Source organism: Enterobacter cloacae complex sp. IR5441, from assembly GCF_049238215.1.
Classification (GTDB): Bacteria; Pseudomonadota; Gammaproteobacteria; order Enterobacterales; family Enterobacteriaceae; genus Enterobacter; species Enterobacter hormaechei_C.
Window position 1 is genome coordinate 140,355 of record NZ_JBMKIA010000001.1, and the last position, 18,036, is coordinate 158,390.

16 protein-coding genes and 1 other RNA gene are annotated in these 18,036 nt (G+C 56.1%); 9 read left to right on the forward strand and 8 right to left on the reverse strand.

The window, feature by feature from the left end; translation table 11 throughout:
• Positions 1-2: 2 nt before the first annotated feature.
• From ACOTX5_RS00680 to kbaZ, 7 genes are all read right to left on the reverse strand, one after another.
• Positions 3-1,148 (reverse strand): SIS domain-containing protein, encoded by a 1,146-nt coding sequence (locus ACOTX5_RS00680; protein WP_045911541.1) that lies wholly within the window; start codon positions 1,146-1,148, stop codon positions 3-5.
• A 246-nt stretch (positions 1,149-1,394) separates the two neighbouring features.
• A complete protein-coding gene (gene nagA / locus ACOTX5_RS00685) occupies positions 1,395-2,528 on the reverse strand; it encodes an N-acetylglucosamine-6-phosphate deacetylase (protein WP_023304484.1) in 1,134 nt (377 codons plus the stop codon).
• A complete protein-coding gene (agaF, locus tag ACOTX5_RS00690) occupies positions 2,525-2,959 on the reverse strand; it encodes a PTS galactosamine/N-acetylgalactosamine transporter subunit IIA (protein ID WP_017382441.1) in 435 nt (144 codons plus the stop codon). The genes nagA and agaF overlap by 4 nt, the downstream gene beginning before the upstream one ends.
• Before the next feature lie 17 nt (positions 2,960-2,976).
• Positions 2,977-3,855 carry a PTS N-acetylgalactosamine transporter subunit IID gene (gene agaE / locus ACOTX5_RS00695; protein WP_017693933.1) on the reverse strand — a complete coding sequence of 293 codons (879 nt, stop codon included), beginning with the start codon at positions 3,853-3,855 and terminating at the stop codon, positions 2,977-2,979.
• Positions 3,845-4,624: a PTS N-acetylgalactosamine transporter subunit IIC gene (agaW, locus tag ACOTX5_RS00700; protein ID WP_003861730.1), complete on the reverse strand. Its 780-nt coding sequence runs from the start codon at positions 4,622-4,624 to the stop codon at positions 3,845-3,847. Before agaW ends, agaE begins: the two co-directional genes overlap by 11 nt.
• A 10-nt stretch (positions 4,625-4,634) precedes the next feature.
• Positions 4,635-5,108, reverse strand: coding sequence for a PTS N-acetylgalactosamine transporter subunit IIB (gene agaV / locus ACOTX5_RS00705; RefSeq protein WP_003861728.1), 474 nt, complete (start codon positions 5,106-5,108; stop codon positions 4,635-4,637).
• A 19-nt stretch (positions 5,109-5,127) separates the two neighbouring features.
• Positions 5,128-6,435: a tagatose-bisphosphate aldolase subunit KbaZ gene (gene kbaZ / locus ACOTX5_RS00710; protein ID WP_032682219.1), complete on the reverse strand. Its 1,308-nt coding sequence runs from the start codon at positions 6,433-6,435 to the stop codon at positions 5,128-5,130.
• Positions 6,436-6,674: 239 nt separating this feature from the next.
• Between kbaZ and ACOTX5_RS00715 the strand changes: the two genes are divergently transcribed.
• Positions 6,675-7,478: a DeoR family transcriptional regulator gene (locus tag ACOTX5_RS00715; RefSeq protein ID WP_017693937.1), complete on the forward strand. Its 804-nt coding sequence runs from the start codon at positions 6,675-6,677 to the stop codon at positions 7,476-7,478.
• 61 nt (positions 7,479-7,539) lie between these two features.
• Here ACOTX5_RS00715 and garD read toward each other — a convergent pair whose 3' ends face one another.
• Positions 7,540-9,111, reverse strand: a complete 1,572-nt coding sequence (gene garD / locus ACOTX5_RS00720; protein WP_045911540.1) for a galactarate dehydratase — start codon at positions 9,109-9,111, stop codon at positions 7,540-7,542.
• Positions 9,112-9,478: 367 nt separating this feature from the next.
• Here garD and garL point away from each other — a divergent pair, with 367 nt between their 5' ends.
• The 8 genes from garL to tdcD all read left to right on the forward strand — a co-directional run bounded on the left by garL (position 9,479) and on the right by tdcD (position 18,032).
• Positions 9,479-10,249, forward strand: coding sequence for a 2-dehydro-3-deoxyglucarate aldolase (garL, locus tag ACOTX5_RS00725; protein ID WP_003862676.1), 771 nt, complete (start codon positions 9,479-9,481; stop codon positions 10,247-10,249).
• Positions 10,250-10,270: 21 nt separating this feature from the next.
• Positions 10,271-11,161 carry a 2-hydroxy-3-oxopropionate reductase gene (garR, locus tag ACOTX5_RS00730; protein ID WP_017382435.1) on the forward strand — a complete coding sequence of 297 codons (891 nt, stop codon included), beginning with the start codon at positions 10,271-10,273 and terminating at the stop codon, positions 11,159-11,161.
• A gap of 56 nt (positions 11,162-11,217) precedes the next feature.
• On the forward strand, positions 11,218-12,363 hold the full coding sequence (gene garK, locus ACOTX5_RS00735; protein WP_045911539.1) for a glycerate 2-kinase: 1,146 nt from the start codon (positions 11,218-11,220) through the stop codon (positions 12,361-12,363).
• Between the two features lie 32 nt (positions 12,364-12,395).
• Positions 12,396-12,772: RNase P RNA component class A (rnpB, locus tag ACOTX5_RS00740), an RNA gene on the forward strand.
• A gap of 672 nt (positions 12,773-13,444) precedes the next feature.
• Entirely contained in the window at positions 13,445-14,365 is a 921-nt protein-coding gene (gene tdcA / locus ACOTX5_RS00745; RefSeq protein ID WP_006812085.1) for a transcriptional regulator TdcA, read from the forward strand.
• A gap of 96 nt (positions 14,366-14,461) precedes the next feature.
• Entirely contained in the window at positions 14,462-15,451 is a 990-nt protein-coding gene (gene tdcB / locus ACOTX5_RS00750) for a bifunctional threonine ammonia-lyase/L-serine ammonia-lyase TdcB (protein ID WP_023304478.1), read from the forward strand.
• Positions 15,452-15,461: 10 nt separating this feature from the next.
• Positions 15,462-16,793, forward strand: a complete 1,332-nt coding sequence (gene tdcC / locus ACOTX5_RS00755; RefSeq protein WP_006812083.1) for a threonine/serine transporter TdcC — start codon at positions 15,462-15,464, stop codon at positions 16,791-16,793.
• Positions 16,794-16,823: 30 nt separating this feature from the next.
• Positions 16,824-18,032, forward strand: coding sequence for a propionate kinase (gene tdcD / locus ACOTX5_RS00760; RefSeq protein WP_045344033.1), 1,209 nt, complete (start codon positions 16,824-16,826; stop codon positions 18,030-18,032).
• Positions 18,033-18,036: the final 4 nt, after the last annotated feature.

Below are 18,036 nucleotides of genomic sequence, written 5' to 3' on the forward strand. Positions count from 1 at the left end.
TCTTAAGCCTGCCACGGATGAATAACGACGCCCTGGACCACACGGTTAACCGTACCGCTAGCGGATGGCGTATCCGGCGTATTGCCAACGTGCAGAGACTGTGTCAGTGCGAAGACCTGGGCGTACATCAGGAAGCAGAACGCCTGCTCCATATCGTTAAATGAACGGGAAGGCGGCAGCAGGATATGCGGGCCAGCTTCAATGACCGGATCCGTTTCGGCTGCAATGGCTACCACGCGCATGGCCTGACGATCGCGTCGCAGCTCGGCGAGCAGATCCCGATCGTACTGACGCGTATACGGATGGCTGGAGACAAACACGACGACCAGCGTTTCGTTGTCTACCAGCGACTTAGGCCCGTGACGGAAACCCGTTGGCGAATCGTAGAATGCCGCCAGCTTGCCGGCGGTCAGCTCCAGCACCTTCAGCGCAGACTCCCGTGCGGCGCCCTGTAATCCACCGCTGCCCAGATAAACAATGCGTTTCCACGGTTCGTTACCAAAGACGCCGGGACTGAAATCGCCAAGCGATGTGAGGATCGCCTGACAGCGATCGGACACGTCGCGGAACGTTTTGCTGTTGATCGTTTCCGGTGCGAATACCGCCAGGCAGCTCGCCATCATGGTGGTGATGCTGCTTGTCATCGCGAACCCGCGATCGTGCGTTTCGGCTGGCATGAGCAGAGCGCAGGCGTTATCGCTGTCGACGGCATTCTGGTACAGGCTGCCTGCTTCATTACAGGTGATCGACAGGTGGTAGCACTCCGGTACAAACTGATTCGCCAGCTCAACGGCGGCGACGCTCTCCGGGCTATTGCCAGAACGGGCGAAAGAGACCAGCAGCAGCGGGTGCGAAGGGCTGAAATAATCCATCGGGTTGGTGACCAGATCGGTCGTAGGTATCGCGGTGATGTTTTTCCCCGTGTGGCTGGCAAGCCATGGCGCAATGATGTCGCCAATAAAAGCGGACGTGCCCGCGCCGGTCAGAACGATCCGCAGATCGGGCTTGCGCAACAGTGGCGTCAGAAAACTGTCGATCGACGTGCGCAGATTATCAATATTGTTGAGCGAGCGAAGCCAGCTGGCTGGCTGCTGGCGGATCTCTTTTTCGGTCCAGGTGCCGGTGGTGGCGATAGTGGTTTGTGGCATAACTCAGTCCTTAGTCGTGTGAATTCCACATCAGACGCTGGTAAATGTGTCGCTATCTTTCGTTTCGTTTCACTTGTTCACTTTAGCAGTTAAATAAAATTTATAGAAAAGAAATCGAAAGTTCAATGGCGAAAAAGAAATAAAACGAAAAGTGTGATCGCGAAAGGAAAGGCGAAAATCAAGGAAAGGAAAAGAAAGGCCTTACGATCGTCTTCCGTAAGGCCAACAGGGCACACTGTGAAGGGGCTACAGGGAAAGAGCCTGACCCTGGATCCAGATCTGCCGGAGGTGTAAACCCGCATCCAGCGCAAGAACATTGGCGCGTTTGCCTGGCGCTAACGTTCCCAGCAGGTGATCCATACCGAGCAGACGAGCAGGATGCAGCGAGGCCATATGGATTGCGTTTTCTGGGGCGATCCCCGTATGCTCCACCATATTTCGCACGGCGGCATCCAGCGCGAGCGTGCTGCCCGCCAGCCCGCCTGAGGCCGTGCGGACAACGCCGCCCTGCATCTCGACATTTTCACCACACAACGTATAGCGCCCATCAGGCATACCCGCCGCCTGCATGGCATCGGTAATCAGCACCGTACGATCCTTCGCGCAGCAACAACATAGCCGCATGGCTCCAGGATGAACGTGATGCCCGTCGGCAATAAGCTCCAGCCACGCGCGTGGGTCCGTAAGCCCGGCGCCAACCATGCCGGGCTCCCGGTGGTGTAACCCCGTCATGCCGTTGTAGCAGTGCACCAGCCCGGCTGCGCCTGCATCAAATGCGGCGAGGGTTTGCGCGTATGTAGCGGCACTGTGGCCCAGCATGACGCGTATCCCTTTTTGCTTGAGGTGATGGATCGCCTTCAGGGCATCCACTTTTTCCGGAGCAAGCGCCACCACCCGCAGCGTGTTCTGCGAAACCGCAATCAGCTCATCAAGTTCCGCGAGATCCAGTTCGCGAAACAGTTCTGGCGGGTGCGCCCCTTTGTTCTGCGGTGTAAAGTACGGGCCTTCCAGATAGCTGCCCAGGATCTGCGCGCCGGGGCCACCGGCATGACAGCGCCGGGCAATGCGCCGTAACGCGCCATGGATCGCCTCCAGCGGAGCGGTGACGGTGGTAGGCAGAAACGCCCCCACGCCTTCACGCGCTTTGTGCATGGCTAACCGGTCCAGCACGTCGGGCGCATCATCCATCACATCCACACCCGCGCCGCCGTGGACGTGGATATCAATGTATGCCGGGCAAAGCAGGTCTGCCTCGCGGGTATTAACCCCTGCCGGAATCGGCTCGATGGCGGTGATGACGCCTCTATCCATACGCAGCTGATGGTCATCCAGCCAGCCCTGCCCGGTAAGCAGACGACGCGCGCGCAGCAGCTGCCTCATATCCCTTCCTCGGCGGGCGCTTCCTCGCGACAGCGTGCAAGTTCATCCACCAGGCTGGTCAGGCCGCGATGGCCGCACTCCAGCGCCTGCAAACGAAAGGCTTCACTGCTTAATCCGTCGCGCTCCAGAACCATCTCCAGCAAAAGCTGGAGATTGGTGCCGGTGATCACTTCGCTGCCGGGGCGCTGCATCGCGAGGGTAGAGGCCACACGAAACGGCGTACCGCCGAGAAGATCGGTGAGAAACACGATATCGTGCTCTGCATCCAGTTCATTCACTGCCTGCTCAAGCTGCGCGGTCAGCCGCGCAGTGGTGGAGCTTTCCGGAAAATCGATGGCGATAAACTGCGGCTGTTCGCCGAGGATTTGCTTCATCGCCTGTTCCAGCCCGCTGGCAAAACCGCCGTGACCCGTCAAAATAATGCCTAACATCGCAACCTCTTTGCTTTTTACAGGAAGTGACAGAATTTACCGACAACGCCCAGCACCACGGTGATACCAATCAGGCGCAGCGGGCTCCAGCCACGGCGTACCAGCCAGAACATGGTCAGGGTGTAGACCAGCGGCAGAAAGGCGGGCATCAGTTTGTCGATCACATCGGTTTGCAGTTTGACGACTGCATCCCCGGCTTTAATCTCGAGTGTGGTATTCAGGCGCACATAGGTTGCCACCAGCGCACCAATCACTGTCATCCCGACAATGGACGCAGCATGACCAACCTTTTTGGTGTTGGCCTTGATCAGCGGGATCGCGGCGACCCCCATTCGGTAGGCATAGTGCGCCAGACCAAAACGCAGGCCGAGATGCACCACGTTAAACAGCACGATAAAGACCACCGCGCCAAGAATGGATCCCTGTAGCGCCAGGCTGGCGCCAATCCCCCCGCAGATGGGCAGCAGGGTCAGCCAGAACATGGCGTCACCAATGCCACCGAGCGGTGCGCCGACGGCAATTTTAGTGCTCTGGATGCTGTTCACATCCTGCTTGGAACGCTCCATTGCCAGAATAATGCCGATGACGAAGGTCACCAGGAACGGGTGGGTGTTAAAGAAACCCATATGGCCTTTCATGGCGCGCGCCAGGTCCCGCTTATTGGTGTGGATCTTTTTCAGCGCGGGCAGTAGCCCATACAGCCAGCCGGAGGCCTGCATACGCTCGTAGTTAAACGAGGCCTGTAGCAGCATGGAACGCCAGGCGACACGGTTAATATCCTTTTTCGTTAGCTCAGCGCCAATACTCTGGTCTTCGTAGACGTTTTCATTCACGCCGGTCAGCAGTGTCTCTTCACTTTCAGACACGCCCGGCAGGGTGGTGTGATTAGATGCCATCTTCAAATTCCTCTTTCTGGGCGGCAGGCGCCGTGGGTTCAGGCGATTTGCGCAGCAGGTCGATCAGCGCCATCGCCAGCGCAGCCGCGGCAATCGCCAGCACCGGGAGTTTCAGCCAGGCCGCGGCGACAAAGCCGATAATGAAGTAAGGGATGTAAACGTTTTTCATCATGATCTTCAGCAGCACGGCGAAGCCGATCGCTGGCATGATGCCGCCCGCGACGCCGAGACCGTCGATCAGACGTTCCGGCAGCACGTCAATGGCGGTTTTCGCATGTTCAGCCCCGAAGTAGATGGGCAGAAACGCGCACAGGAAGTAGAAGACGCCGAGCGCCAGCAGTGCCAGATAGTTGACCCGTTCAATACCACGGGTGTCTGCGTTAGCCGCCATGCGATCGCAGCGGGACATCACGCCGGACATCACCGAGAAGAGGAAAGTGATCCCCATCTGAACCGCCACGGCAAACGGCACGGCGACCCCAACGGCGACATCCGGCTTCACGCCTGTAGTAATGGCAAATGTCGTGCCAACGATGGTGCCGATAATCACGTTTGGCGGCTGCGCGCCCGCCAGCGGCGCGAGTCCCATCCAGACCAGTTCTAACGTACCGCCGGTCAGAATTCCGGTGTGCAAATCGCCCAGAATCAGGCCAACCAGTGGCCCGAGTACCACCGGACGGTGCATGTGTGTTAAGCCGTTAAACATATCCAGGCCCGCGATAAAGGCGAGAAGCCCCAGCGCGAAAGCCTGCAACAGACTGATTTCCATTGTGAATCCCTCAGAGCAGTTTAAAGAGATCCAAAGCAGTCTCTGTTGGAACGCCCTGAACGAAGCATTCCACTCCGGCCGCCTTCAGGCCGTTAAACGCGGCGATATCGTTCGCGTCTACAGATACCGTTTTGGCAATTTGCTGTTTGCCACTGGCGTAATGCATATTTCCGACGTTAATACGGGTGATGGGCACGCCGCCCTCGACCAGCGTTAAAAAATCAGCCGGTGTTTTACAGACCAGCAGAATTTTCTGCCGGTCGGCGGCGCGATGAATGTTGTCGATCACTTTTTGCAGGGACCAGAAACGCACGGCGATGCCTTCCGCCAGCACCATCTCCATCAGGTTTTGCTGAACCGGATCGTCTGCAACCTCGTCATTTGCCACCAGCACCAGGTTCGCCCCCGCAAACCCCACCCACTGTACGCCCACCTGACCGTGGATCAGGCGTTCATCAATGCGGCATAAGACAATGTTTGGCATAGCGTTTTCCTCTTTTTAATTATGCGTGTTGAGTCGTTACGCCTTCGCAGGCGGCATGGTACTGCTGGAGTATGTCCTGAATGTGGTCGAGGATGAGTTCCCGTGGTGTGGACCTGAGAGCGCCATCGCGAACTTTGCTGTACTGCAACGGCAGATACTGGCTGATCAGCGGCAGCGGGATCGGTTCATCCGCCAGGTTGCGTACCAGCCGCTCAAAGGCGTCGTCAATCTGGCTGTCTGGCCAGTAATAGCGCACGCGGTCGGAATAGCTGTAACCGCGCGCCAGGCGACGGGCATTGCCGTCGCCGTGATAGTGGCTTTGCCAGTATTCCGGGCGATCGAGCATCACGTTTTCCAGGACGTGACGCAGCCCTGAGCAGGCTTTTGCCGGCAGCAGCTCTTCTTCAATTGCTGCCAGTGAGAACAGCGCTTCGCGCAGCGCGAAGGTTAGCGCAGGGCCGACTTTCAGAATGGCGAAGTGATCTTTCACCAACTGGCGCAGCGCCTGCGGCGTCTGGTAATCGGTAGAGTGTGCTTCAAATACAAGCGTGTCGTAGGCTTCAACCATCTCGCTCAGCGCGACGGCTTTATGCGGTTGATAGTCACAAACCTGCGCATGGTCGAACTCAACGCCAGGCTGAACCACCAGGCCAATAATGCGCGGCCAGATGTCGCTTAACCCTTCCTTCTCGAATGCGTGGCGGTGTGCCTCAAGCGTGGCGCGTGCCGCCTCTGGCGTGGTGACCTCAAGCTCGGTCAGCGTCTCGTGTGCCCCACCGGGAACCGGAACTTCCGTGCCGATAACGTAGACCAGATCGGCTACGCCAAATTGCTCGAGACAGGTGGTTTCGGCAATTTTAGCCAGCCGAGCGGCACGCCCGGCAACGATTGCATCGGTTAACGGAACCGGGTCGTCTTTGCAGGACATGCTGCAATCGAGGTGAATTTTTTTAAACCCGGCCGCCACGTAGCTTCTGATCAGATCGTCGGCGTTCGCCATCGCCTGCGAAGCCGGCAGGTTTTGCCAGCGGTTTGGACCTAAATGATCGCCGCCAAGGATCAGCTGCGAGGTGGGGAAACCAAGAGATCCCGCCAGCTTGCAGACAAACCCATAAAAATCGGCGGGCGTCATACCGGTATAACCGCCAAACTGATCCACCTGGTTTGAGGTGGCTTCTATCAGCAGGGGCGTCTGTTGTGAATGGGCGTAACGTAGTGCAGCTTCAAGTACCAGTGGATGTGCGGAACAGACGGCATAAATCCCGTTTGTATTCCCCCGTTTATGTTGTTCCACCATTTCTGTCAGATGTTTCACTTTCCTCTCCATTTCGGATGGTGTTGGTATTAATCTTTCGTTTTGTTTCATTTGATACTGCATTATGGTGAGGTAAAAATAAAACGAAAGATAATAGTTTTCCGATCTGTTTCACAAAAGAAACATAATGAAAGGTTTCAGCGGCGATTAAGCTTGCGTCCGCACACCATACAGGGCTTGCATTCCCTCAAAAGAAAGGCGTTAATAAGCAAAACGAAATGAAACGAAAGTGTATTTACTAAGGAGCTCGTATGAGCAGCACCGATTCATCCGCAGAGAAGCGCATCACCGGCACCAGTGAAAGGCGAGAGCAGATCATTCAGCGGTTGCGGGCGCAGGGAAGCGTGCAGGTTAACGATCTTTCTCTTTTATTCGGCGTGTCGACGGTGACGATCCGTAACGATCTGGCCTTTCTGGAAAAGCAGGGGATTGCCGTTCGCGCTTACGGCGGCGCGCTGATTTGCGAAGGCAATGCCCCCGGCGTGGAGCCGTCCGTTGAGGACAAAAGTTCCCTTAATACGGCAGTGAAGCGCAGCATCGCGCAGGCGGCGGCTGAACTGGTGAAGCCGGGTCACCGCATTATTCTGGACTCCGGCACCACAACCTTTGAAATTGCCCGCATGCTGCGCCAGCACACCGATGTCATTGCCATGACCAACGGGATGAACGTGGCAAACGCGCTGCTGGAAGCGGAGGGCGTAGAGCTGCTGATGACCGGCGGGCACTTGCGCCGTCAGTCGCAGTCCTTCTATGGCGACCAGGCGGAGCAGTCCTTACAGAATTACCATTTTGACCTGCTGTTCCTGGGTGTCGATGCCATCGATCTCGACCGGGGGGTGAGTACGCACAACGAGGATGAAGCCCGTCTGAACCGCAAAATGTGCGAGGTGGCGGAGCGTATTATCGTTGTCACTGACTCCAGCAAGTTTAACCGTTCAAGCCTGCATAAAATCATTGATACTCAGCGGATCGACATGATTATCGTTGATGAAGGCATTCCGGCGGAAAGCCTTGAAGGATTACGCAAAAGCGGGATCGATGTGGTGCTGGTCTAAAGAGGCTTTTCCCCTCTCCCTAACCCTCTCCCTGGTGGGGAGAGGACAGGGTGAGGGGCCATCACGTCACCGGCGCCGGGTTAAACACCGCCAGCGAGTTATGCAATCCCCATTGATCGGAGAAGGTTTTCTTCCGCCCGCTTGCCACATCCAGAATGAAGTGGAACAGCTTCCAGCCCACCTCTTCAATACTCTCTTCCCCGGTGGCGATGGTGCCCGCGTTGATATCCATTAAGTCATACCAGCGGTTTGCCAGCTCGGTGCGGGTCGCCATTTTGATCACCGGTACCGCCATCAGGCCGTACGGCGTGCCGCGCCCGGTGGTAAAGACCTGTACCGTAATGCCGGACGCCACCTGCTGGGTACCGCACACGAAATCACTGGCAGGCGTTGCCGCGTAGATCAGACCGCGTTTGGTTGGTCGCTGGCCAGGGGAGAGCACTTCCACAATCGCGCTCTGGCCGGATTTGGCAATCGACCCGAGGGCCTTTTCCACCACGTTGGCCAGGCCGCCTTTCTTGTTACCCGGAGACGGGTTGGCGCTGCGGTCGGTTTTGCCCATGTCGAGATAGTTATCGTACCAGGCCATCTCCTCCAGCAGGCGTTTGCCCACCTCTTCGTTGACGGCGCGCGGCGTGAGCAGGTGGATAGCATCACGTACTTCGGTGACTTCGGAGAACATCACCGTGGCGCCGCAGCGCACGAACAGATCGGAGGCATAACCGACTGCCGGGTTGGCGGTGACGCCGGAAAACGCATCGCTGCCGCCACACTGTGTCCCAACGACCAGTTCAGAGGCCGGGCAGGTTTCACGCTGGCGTTTGTTCAGCTTCTCCAGATGGCGCTCTGCCACCTGTAAAATGTCGTCGACCATCGATGTGAAGCCGACATGGTGTTCATCCTGAAGTCGCACAACACTGGCATCGTCAACCGGAATGGCTTTCACATCCTCAGTACCCTGCAACAGGCGTTCTGGCTGCAATTTTTCACAGCCGAGACCAATCACCATGACCTCACCGCCAAAGTTTGGGTTAAGGGCGATATTGTGAATCGTGCGGATCGGCACGACCGCTGCGGGCGCGTTGATCGCCACGCCGCAGCCGTACAGGTGGTTAAGACCCACCACGCCGTCAACGTTGGGGTATTTCGGCAACAGATCGCGCTCAATAATTTTCACCACATAATCCACTACGCCCGCCACGCAATGCACGCTGGTGGTGATGCCAAGCAGGTTTTTGGTTCCCACGCTGCCATCCGCGTTGCGGTAACCCTCGAAGGTATAACCCTCCAGCGGAGGCAACGGCTCAGGGACGCGGGTAGCCAGCGGCAACGACTCCAGCGGCGGGGCGGTGGGCAGCTCAACCAGCGACTCCTCAATCCAGCTACCCTGCGGGATAGCGCGCACCGCATAGCCGATGACTTCGCCGTAGCGCACGATTTCGCCCTGCGCCGGGATATCGACCAGTGCGACTTTATGCCCCTGCGGAATGTGCTCAATCAGCTCCAGGCCATCCGGAAAGCGGGTGCCAGCTTTTAAGCCATTGTCGTTGACAATAATCGCCACGTTATCGGTATCGTGCACTTTTATATAGAACGCCGTCGGCGACGCCTGTCGAATTTCAATATCGGCCATTGTTCACTCTTCTCCAGCAAAATATCTGATACTAAATATAGCCAGATGGTTAATTGTTTCTTATTGAGGAAATAAAGAATGCCAGGAGAGGAAAGGTGAGAATGTGATCGCGATCGCTCCCGAACCACTAATCGTTGATTCTGTGCATCAGCGCCCACTGTGTTGGGCATATGCTCAAAATAGCGTGCCACTCCCGTTAGATAATTGAGCATTGAGACAATGTGCTGCCGGGTGGTGACGATTATACTGAATGACGATTTTATAACGCCAAAATTCAGTCAGGAAAATAAATATAACGCTGACGCTGAGTCGGAATAAATAAGAAAAGCTACTGGCTAAAACTGCGGAATTAAAAAAGGTATAAGTAATGAGTAACGACATCTTCCCGAATAAATTTAAAGCGGCCCTCGCGGCGCACCAGATTCAGATTGGCTGCTGGTCTGCGCTGGCCAACCCCATCAGCACCGAAGTGCTGGGCCTGGCCGGGTTCGACTGGCTGGTGCTGGACGGCGAACATGCGCCAAACGATATCAACACGTTTATTCCGCAGCTGATGGCGCTGAAAGGCAGCCACAGCGCGCCGGTGGTGCGTGTGCCCACCAACGAGCCGGTGATCATCAAGCGTCTGCTGGATATCGGCTTCTACAACTTCCTGATCCCGTTTGTTGAAACGGAAGAAGAAGCGGTGCTGGCCGTGGCGGCGACCCGCTATCCACCGGAAGGGATCCGCGGCGTGTCCGTCTCGCACCGCGCCAACATGTTTGGCACCGTGCCGGACTATTTCGCCCAGTCCAACAAGAACATCACCATTCTGGTTCAGATCGAGAGCCAGCAGGGGGTCGATAACGTCGACGCTATTGCCGCGACGGAGGGGGTAGACGGCATTTTCGTCGGCCCGAGCGATCTGGCGGCCGCCTTTGGTCATCTGGGCAACGCCAGCCATCCGGACGTGCAGCGCGCAATTCAGCACATTTTTGCCCGTGCCAAAGCGCACGGTAAACCGTGCGGCATTCTGGCGCCAGTGGAAGCCGATGCCCGCCGCTACCTGGAGTGGGGCGCAACGTTTGTCGCCGTGGGCAGCGATCTCGGCGTATTCCGCGCCGCCACGCAGAAATTAGCGGACGCTTTTAAAAAATAACCATCATTGAGGAAACAGATTATGACGCTGAAAGTGGGTTTTATTGGCCTGGGTATCATGGGCAAACCAATGAGCAAAAACCTCATCAAAGCAGGTTACTCACTGGTGGTTTTAGATCGGAATTCAGACGCGGTGGCAGAGGTGATTGCGGCTGGCGCAGAAACGGCGACAACCGCAAAAGCGATTGCTGAGCAGTGCGACGTAATTATCACCATGCTGCCAAACTCCCCGCACGTGAAAGAGGTGGCGCTGGGTGAGAACGGCATTATCGACGGCGCGAAGCCGGGTCTGGTGGTGATCGACATGAGTTCTATCGCACCGCTGGCAAGCCGCGAAATCAGCGAGGCGCTGAAAGCGAAAGGCGTGGAAATGCTGGATGCGCCGGTCAGCGGCGGCGAACCGAAAGCCATCGACGGCACCTTGTCGGTGATGGTGGGGGGCGATAAAGCCGTGTTTGACAAATACTACGACCTGATGAAAGCCATGGCTGGCTCCGTGGTGCACACCGGTGAAATTGGCGCAGGCAACGTCACCAAGCTGGCAAACCAGGTGATTGTGGCGTTAAACATCGCGGCCATGTCCGAAGCGCTGACGCTGGCCACCAAAGCGGGCGTTAATCCGGATCTGGTCTATCAGGCCATTCGCGGTGGTCTGGCGGGCAGCACCGTGCTGGATGCCAAGGCGCCGATGGTGATGGATCGTAACTTCAGGCCGGGCTTCCGCATCGATCTGCACATTAAGGATCTGGCGAATGCGCTGGATACCTCCCACGGCGTGGGCGCGCAGTTGCCGCTGACTGCCGCCGTCATGGAGATGATGCAGGCGCTGCGTGCGGACGGTCTGGGCACCGCTGATCACAGCGCGTTAGCGTGCTATTACGAAAAACTGGCGAAGGTTGAAATTGCTCGCTAATGACGTCCCGCCCGGTGGCGTTACGCTTACCGGGCCTACGGCTCAGGCATACAACTATGAAAATCGTAATCGCGCCAGACTCTTATAAAGAAAGCCTGCCTGCCACCGAGGTGGCGCAGGCGATAGAAAAAGGATTTCGGGAAATTTTCCCCGACGCTCATTACGTGTCTGTTCCCGTTGCTGACGGCGGAGAAGGTACGGTTGAAGCGATGATCGCTGCGACGCAGGGCACCTGGCAGCAGGCTGTCGTCACCGGCCCGTTAGGGGAAAAGGTGAAGGCCAGTTGGGGGATCTCGGGCGACGGTACCACCGCGTTTATCGAGATGGCCGCCGCCAGCGGCCTGGTGCTTGTTCCTCCCGCGCAGCGTAACCCGCTGGTCACGACGTCGCGCGGGACGGGGGAGCTGATCCTCAGCGCGCTGGATAAAGGCGCGCGCAACATCATTATCGGTATCGGCGGGAGCGCAACCAACGATGGGGGCGCGGGTATGATGCAGGCGCTGGGCGCGAAGTTTACGGATGCGAACGGGACGGAGATCGGCTACGGCGGCGGCAGCCTGATGGCGCTTAACCGGATTGATATTTCCGATCTCGATCCGCGTCTTCAGGGATGCGCAATCCGCGTCGCCTGTGACGTGACGAATCCGCTGGTCGGTGAAAGCGGCGCGTCGCGTATCTTTGGCCCGCAAAAAGGCGCCACGGAGGAGATGATCCTCGAACTCGACGCCAATCTTAGCCACTACGCCGGGGTGATCAAAAAATCACTGCGCATTGACGTCAACCGGGTTCCGGGGGCTGGCGCCGCGGGCGGCATGGGCGCGGCGCTGATGGCCTTCCTGGGCGCTGAGCTGAAAAGCGGCATCGAGATTGTCACTCAGGCGCTCAATCTTGAAGAACATATTCACGATTGCACGTGGGTGCTGACCGGGGAAGGGCGCATCGACAGCCAGAGCATTAATGGCAAAGTGCCCGTAGGCGTGGCGAGCGTCGCCAAAAAATACCATAAGCCGGTGATCGGGATTGCCGGAAGTCTGACGCAGGATGTGGGTGTGGTGCATCAGTACGGCATCGACGCGGTGTTCAGCGTACTGACCCGCATCGGTTCACTGGAAGAGGCGTTCCAGGGAGCGTATGACAACATTTACCGCGCCTCGCGGAATATCGCGGCCACATTGCAGGTAGGCATGCGTAGCCAGGGGTGACAGCGGCGCGCAAACCCTCTATACTGCGCGCCGAAGCTGACCAGACAGTCGCCGCTTCGTCGTCGTCCCTTTCGGGGGAGACGGGCGGAGGGGAGGAAAGTCCGGGCTCCACAGGGCAGGGTGCCAGGTAACGCCTGGGGGGGAAACCCACGACCAGTGCAACAGAGAGCAAACCGCCGATGGCCCGCGCAAGCGGGATCAGGTAAGGGTGAAAGGGTGCGGTAAGAGCGCACCGCGCGGCTGGTAACAGTCCGTGGCACGGTAAACTCCACCCGGAGCAAGGCCAAATAGGGGTTCACATGGTACGGCCCGTACTGAACCCGGGTAGGCTGCTTGAGCCAGTGAGCGATTGCTGGCCTAGATGAATGACTGTCCACGACAGAACCCGGCTTATCGGTCAGCTTCAACTTCTTACGAAACCCCGCTTCGGCGGGGTTTTTGTTTTCTGAAGGTTGCAGGCCGGGTAAGCGAAGCGCCAAACGACATCAATTCTCAATTTTGCGACGCTAAGCACATTTCACTATTTGGTTGACTTTGTGTTCCTCTCATCTGCTGCGCATGATCGCAATCACAAAATTTAACGCTATAAAATTAGAAAATTTTAGTGTTGAGCAGATGTTGTAAATGTTTAGTCAGTGATGCCGAATGTTATTCATTTGATAATTTAATATTGAATCTAAAAACATTCTTCTGGTGAATGTGTGATATATCCCACTCTTTAACCGGAAATTGAATAAATATTCCTGGTAAAGTTGATAAACCACAAAAATGTTTTAAAGGAACAATGGTGTTTTATTAACCTTTAATTGCCTGAAAGATAGCCTTTATTAATATTTTTAAGGCAAAAAAATTCACGCTGGTTATTGCCATAAAATAAATTTATTACCGCGTTTTTTATTGATCAATATCAGCGTAAATGCGTATTTTTATTGTAATAAGTATTTGATTTATAAAGACATAAATAGATTTCGGGTGCGGTTGAAAACAGAGCGTCCTGGCAAATTGTGAGTAACAGCACATACCCCCTGAAACAATATTGGGTAGAATCCGCTGCGTCATAGGGAAATAAGCGCAGAATATTATGAATACTATTATTCTACCGAAAACACAGCACCTCGTGGTATTTCAGGAAGTCATCAAAAGTGGCTCCATAGGTTCTGCTGCAAGACAACTGGGGCTGACGCAACCTGCCGTCAGCAAAATCATCAGCGACATCGAATCCTACTTTGGGGTGGAAGTGATGGTGCGTAAGAACACCGGCGTAAAACTCACTGCCGCCGGTCAGGTGCTGCTGTCCTACGCTGAGTCGATCACCCGCGAAATGAAAAACATGGTGAGCGAGATTAACAGCCTCAGTTTCAGTACCGTCATGGACGTCTCTTTTGGCTATCCGTCGCTGATTGGCTTCACCTTCCTGTCCGGGATGATCAAAAAATTCAAGGAAGTGTTCCCGAAAGCGCGTGTCTCAATGTATGAAGCGCAGCTCTCTTCATTCCTGCCCGCCATTCGCGATGGCCGGCTGGATTTCGCCATCGGCACGCTGAGCGACGGGATGCAGCTTCAGGATCTTCACGTTGAGCCACTGTTTGAATCCGAGTTTGTGCTGGTGGCGAGTAAATCACGAACGTGCACCGGCCCGACCAGACTGGCATCGCTCACGCACGAGCAGTGGGTGATGCCGCAAACCGATATGGGCTACTACAACGAACTCCTGACCACCCTTCAAGACAACCACATCAGCATTGAAAACATCGTCCAGACCGATTCCGTCGTCACCATCTATAACCTTGTCCTCAATGCCGATTACCTGACGGTGATCCCCCGTGACATGATTGCGCCATTCGGCTCGGACCAGTTTATTGTTCTGCCGGTGGAAGATGAATTACCCGTGGCGCGTTATGCCGCCGTGTGGTCAAAAAATTACAGTATTAAAAAATCGGCGTCAGTATTAGTTGAACTGGCAAAACAATATTCGTCGATGAATATCGAAAAACGACGATAGAAATAATGATGATTTAAAACACCCGGAGCGACGCTTTTTAACGCTCTGATACCCTGACTTTGCCTGAAAACAATGAATTATTATAACGAGGATATTATGCACATTACTTACGATCTCCCGGTGACCATTGAAGATATTCAGGACGCCAGAAAAAGACTGGCGGGAAAGATCTATAAAACCGGTATGCCGCGCTCGAATTATCTGAGCGAACGGTGTAAGGGTGAGATATTCCTGAAATTTGAAAATATGCAGCGTACCGGTTCGTTTAAAATACGTGGGGCGTTTAATAAATTAAGCTCGCTGACCGATGCGGAAAAACGCAAGGGCGTGGTGGCCTGTTCCGCAGGGAACCACGCGCAGGGGGTCTCTCTCTCCTGCGCCATGCTCGGCATCGACGGCAAAGTGGTCATGCCGATGGGCGCGCCGAAATCCAAGGTTGCCGCCACGCGTGACTACTCTGCCGAAGTGGTGCTGCACGGCGAAAACTTTAACGACACCATCGCCAAAGTGAGCGAAATCGTCGAGATGGAAGGGCGCATTTTTATCCCGCCTTACGACGATCCGAAAGTCATTGCCGGCCAGGGCACCATCGGCCTGGAAATCCTCGAAGATTTATATGACGTGGATAACGTGATTGTCCCCATCGGCGGCGGCGGTTTAATTGCCGGTATTGCGACAGCAATTAAATCCATCAACCCAACTATCAATATTATCGGCGTGCAGTCTGAAAATGTGCACGGAATGGCGGCATCGTATCAGGCCGGAGAAATAACCAGTCATCGTGTTACCGGCACATTAGCTGACGGCTGCGACGTGTCTCGCCCAGGTAATTTAACCTTCGAAATTGTTCGTGAATTAGTCGATGACATTGTGCTGGTCAGCGAAGACGAGATTCGCAACAGCATGATCGCGCTTATTCAGCGAAATAAGGTGGTCACGGAAGGTGCCGGTGCGCTGGCGTGCGCGGCGTTATTAAGCGGCAAGCTGGACCACTATATTCAGGGCCGAAAAACCGTCTGCATTATTTCCGGCGGCAATATCGATCTCTCCCGTGTTTCCCAAATTACCGGCTTCGTTGACGCATAAAGGATGACTTATGAGCAACACAGAAAGCATTATCGTTGGCCAGACAAAAACGTCCACCTGGCGTAAATCGGATACCACCTGGACGCTCGGCCTGTTTGGTACCGCCATTGGCGCAGGCGTGCTGTTCTTCCCTATCCGTGCAGGCTTTGGCGGCCTGATCCCTATCCTGCTGATGCTGGTACTCGCGTTTCCGATTGCGTTTTACTGCCACCGCGCACTGGCGCGTCTGTGTTTGTCCGGCAGTAACGTCTCCGGCAACATCACCGAAACGGTGGAGGAGCATTTTGGTAAGACCGGCGGGGTGGTGATCACCTTCCTCTACTTCTTTGCCATTTGCCCGCTGCTGTGGATTTACGGCGTCACCATTACCAACACCTTTATGACCTTCTGGGAAAACCAGCTCCAGATGCCCGCCCTGAACCGCGGCGTGGTGGCGCTATTCCTGCTGCTGCTGATGGCTTTTGTTATCTGGTTCGGTAAAGACCTGATGGTGAAAGTGATGAGCTACCTTGTGTTCCCGTTCATCGCCAGCCTGGTGTTGATTTCTCTCTCGCTGATCCCGTACTGGAACTCGGCGGTGATCGACCAGGTTAACCTGAGCGATATCGCCTTCACCGGTCATGACGGCATTCTGGTCACGGTGTGGCTGGGGATCTCCATCATGGTCTTCTCCTTCAACTTCTCGCCTATCGTCTCCTCGTTTGTGGTCTCCAAACGCGAAGAGTACGAACCAGAGTTCGGGAAAGAGTTTACCGAGCAGAAATGTTCCAAAATCATTGGTCGCGCCAGCCTGCTGATGGTGGCGGTGGTGATGTTCTTCGCCTTTAGCTGCCTGTTTACGCTCTCTCCGCAGAACATGGCGGACGCCAAAGCGCAGAACATTCCGGTGCTCTCTTACCTGGCGAACCACTTCGCGTCGATGTCAGGCAGTAAATCCACGTTCGCCACGGTGCTGGAATACGGCGCCTCCATCATCGCGCTGGTCGCTATCTTTAAATCCTTCTTCGGCCACTATCTGGGCACGCTGGAGGGGCTGAACGGTCTGATCCTCAAGTTCGGTTACAAGGGCGACAAGAAGAAAGTCTCCGTGGGCAAGCTGAACACCATCAGCATGGTCTTCATCATGGGCTCCACCTGGATTGTGGCCTACGCCAACCCGAACATCCTGGACCTTATTGAAGCCATGGGCGCGCCAATTATCGCCTCTCTGCTGTGCCTGCTGCCGATGTACGCCATCCGCAAGGCGCCTGCGCTGGCGAAATACAAAGGCCGGACCGAGAACATCTTCGTAACCGTGGTCGGCCTGCTGACCATTCTGAACATCGTGTACAAACTGTTTTAAACCAAAGCTCAGGAAGAGCGGAGCCATACCATGATTGAGTTTCCGGTAGTACTGGTCATTAACTGCGGATCGTCCTCCGTTAAGTTCTCGGTGCTGGACGCCGCAGGCTGCGATGCCCTGATGACGGGCATTGCGGACGGCATCAACACAGAAAAAGCCTTTATTTCCGTGAATGGGGGGGAGCCGGTCAGACTGGCTCACCAGGACTACGAAGGGGCGCTGGCCGCCATCGCCCTGGAGCTGGAGAAACGCAACCTGATGGGCAGCGTGGCCTTGATTGGCCATCGCATTGCCCACGGCGGCGACCTCTTCAGCGAGTCGACCCTGATCACGGAAGAGGTGATGGCGCAGATCCGCGAGGTCTCCCCGCTGGCGCCGCTGCATAACTACGCCAACCTGAGCGGCGTGGAAGCCGCCGGGCGCCTGTTCCCCGGCGTGCAGCAGGTGGCGGTATTTGATACCAGCTTCCACCAGACCATGGCGCCGCAGGCGTATTTGTACGGCTTGCCGTACCGCTATTTTGAAGAGCTGGGCGTGCGCCGCTACGGTTTCCACGGCACCTCTCACCGCTACGTGTCGGCGCAGGCGCACGCGCTGCTCGGGCTCTCTCCCGATGACAGCGGCCTGGTGATTGCCCATCTCGGCAACGGGGCGTCCATCTGCGCGGTGCGTAACGGCGTAAGCGTGGACACGTCCATGGGGATGACGCCGCTTGAAGGACTGGTGATGGGCACGCGCTGCGGCGACGTGGATTTTGGCGCGATGGCGTGGATTGCCCGGCAGACCGGCCAGTCGTTCGAGGATCTGGAGCGCGTGGTCAACAAAGAGTCCGGGCTGCTGGGGATCTCTGGCATCTCCTCCGATTTGCGCGCGCTGGAGAAAGCCTGGCATGACGGCAACGAGCGGGCGCGGCTGGCAATAAAGACCTTCGTCCACCGGATTGCGCGACATATCGCCGGTCATGCCGCGTCCCTGCACCGTCTGGATGGCGTGGTGTTTACCGGCGGGATCGGTGAGAACTCCGTGCTTATCCGCGCGCTGGTGGTGGAGCATCTTAAGGTGTTTGGCATCATCCTCGACGAGTCCAAAAATGCCCTGCCGGGCAGCGCGGGCGAGCGCGTGATCTCTACCGAGTCGTCCCGCGCGGCCTGCGCGGTGATCCCTACCAATGAAGAAAAAATGATCGCACTGGACGCCCTCCGTCTTGGGAAGGTTACTCCGGCTGCGGCTTACGCCTGATAAA

Bases quoted from the DNA above. Each gene is read 5' to 3' on its own strand.
- agaF (WP_017382441.1), bottom strand. From the start codon at position 2,959: ATGTTAGGCATTATTTTGACGGGTCACGGCGGTTTTGCCAGCGGGCTG.
- ACOTX5_RS00715 (WP_017693937.1), top strand. From the start codon at position 6,675: ATGAGCAGCACCGATTCATCCGCAGAGAAGCGCATCACCGGCACCAGT.
- tdcD (WP_045344033.1), top strand. From the start codon at position 16,824: ATGATTGAGTTTCCGGTAGTACTGGTCATTAACTGCGGATCGTCCTCC.
- garK (WP_045911539.1), top strand. From the start codon at position 11,218: ATGAAAATCGTAATCGCGCCAGACTCTTATAAAGAAAGCCTGCCTGCC.
- agaE (WP_017693933.1), bottom strand. From the start codon at position 3,855: ATGGCATCTAATCACACCACCCTGCCGGGCGTGTCTGAAAGTGAAGAG.
- garD (WP_045911540.1), bottom strand. From the start codon at position 9,111: ATGGCCGATATTGAAATTCGACAGGCGTCGCCGACGGCGTTCTATATA.
- garL (WP_003862676.1), top strand. From the start codon at position 9,479: ATGAGTAACGACATCTTCCCGAATAAATTTAAAGCGGCCCTCGCGGCG.
- ACOTX5_RS00680 (WP_045911541.1), bottom strand. From the start codon at position 1,148: ATGCCACAAACCACTATCGCCACCACCGGCACCTGGACCGAAAAAGAG.
- agaV (WP_003861728.1), bottom strand. From the start codon at position 5,108: ATGCCAAACATTGTCTTATGCCGCATTGATGAACGCCTGATCCACGGT.
- tdcB (WP_023304478.1), top strand. From the start codon at position 14,462: ATGCACATTACTTACGATCTCCCGGTGACCATTGAAGATATTCAGGAC.
- kbaZ (WP_032682219.1), bottom strand. From the start codon at position 6,435: ATGGAGAGGAAAGTGAAACATCTGACAGAAATGGTGGAACAACATAAA.
- tdcA (WP_006812085.1), top strand. From the start codon at position 13,445: ATGAATACTATTATTCTACCGAAAACACAGCACCTCGTGGTATTTCAG.
- nagA (WP_023304484.1), bottom strand. From the start codon at position 2,528: ATGAGGCAGCTGCTGCGCGCGCGTCGTCTGCTTACCGGGCAGGGCTGG.
- tdcC (WP_006812083.1), top strand. From the start codon at position 15,462: ATGAGCAACACAGAAAGCATTATCGTTGGCCAGACAAAAACGTCCACC.
- garR (WP_017382435.1), top strand. From the start codon at position 10,271: ATGACGCTGAAAGTGGGTTTTATTGGCCTGGGTATCATGGGCAAACCA.
- agaW (WP_003861730.1), bottom strand. From the start codon at position 4,624: ATGGAAATCAGTCTGTTGCAGGCTTTCGCGCTGGGGCTTCTCGCCTTT.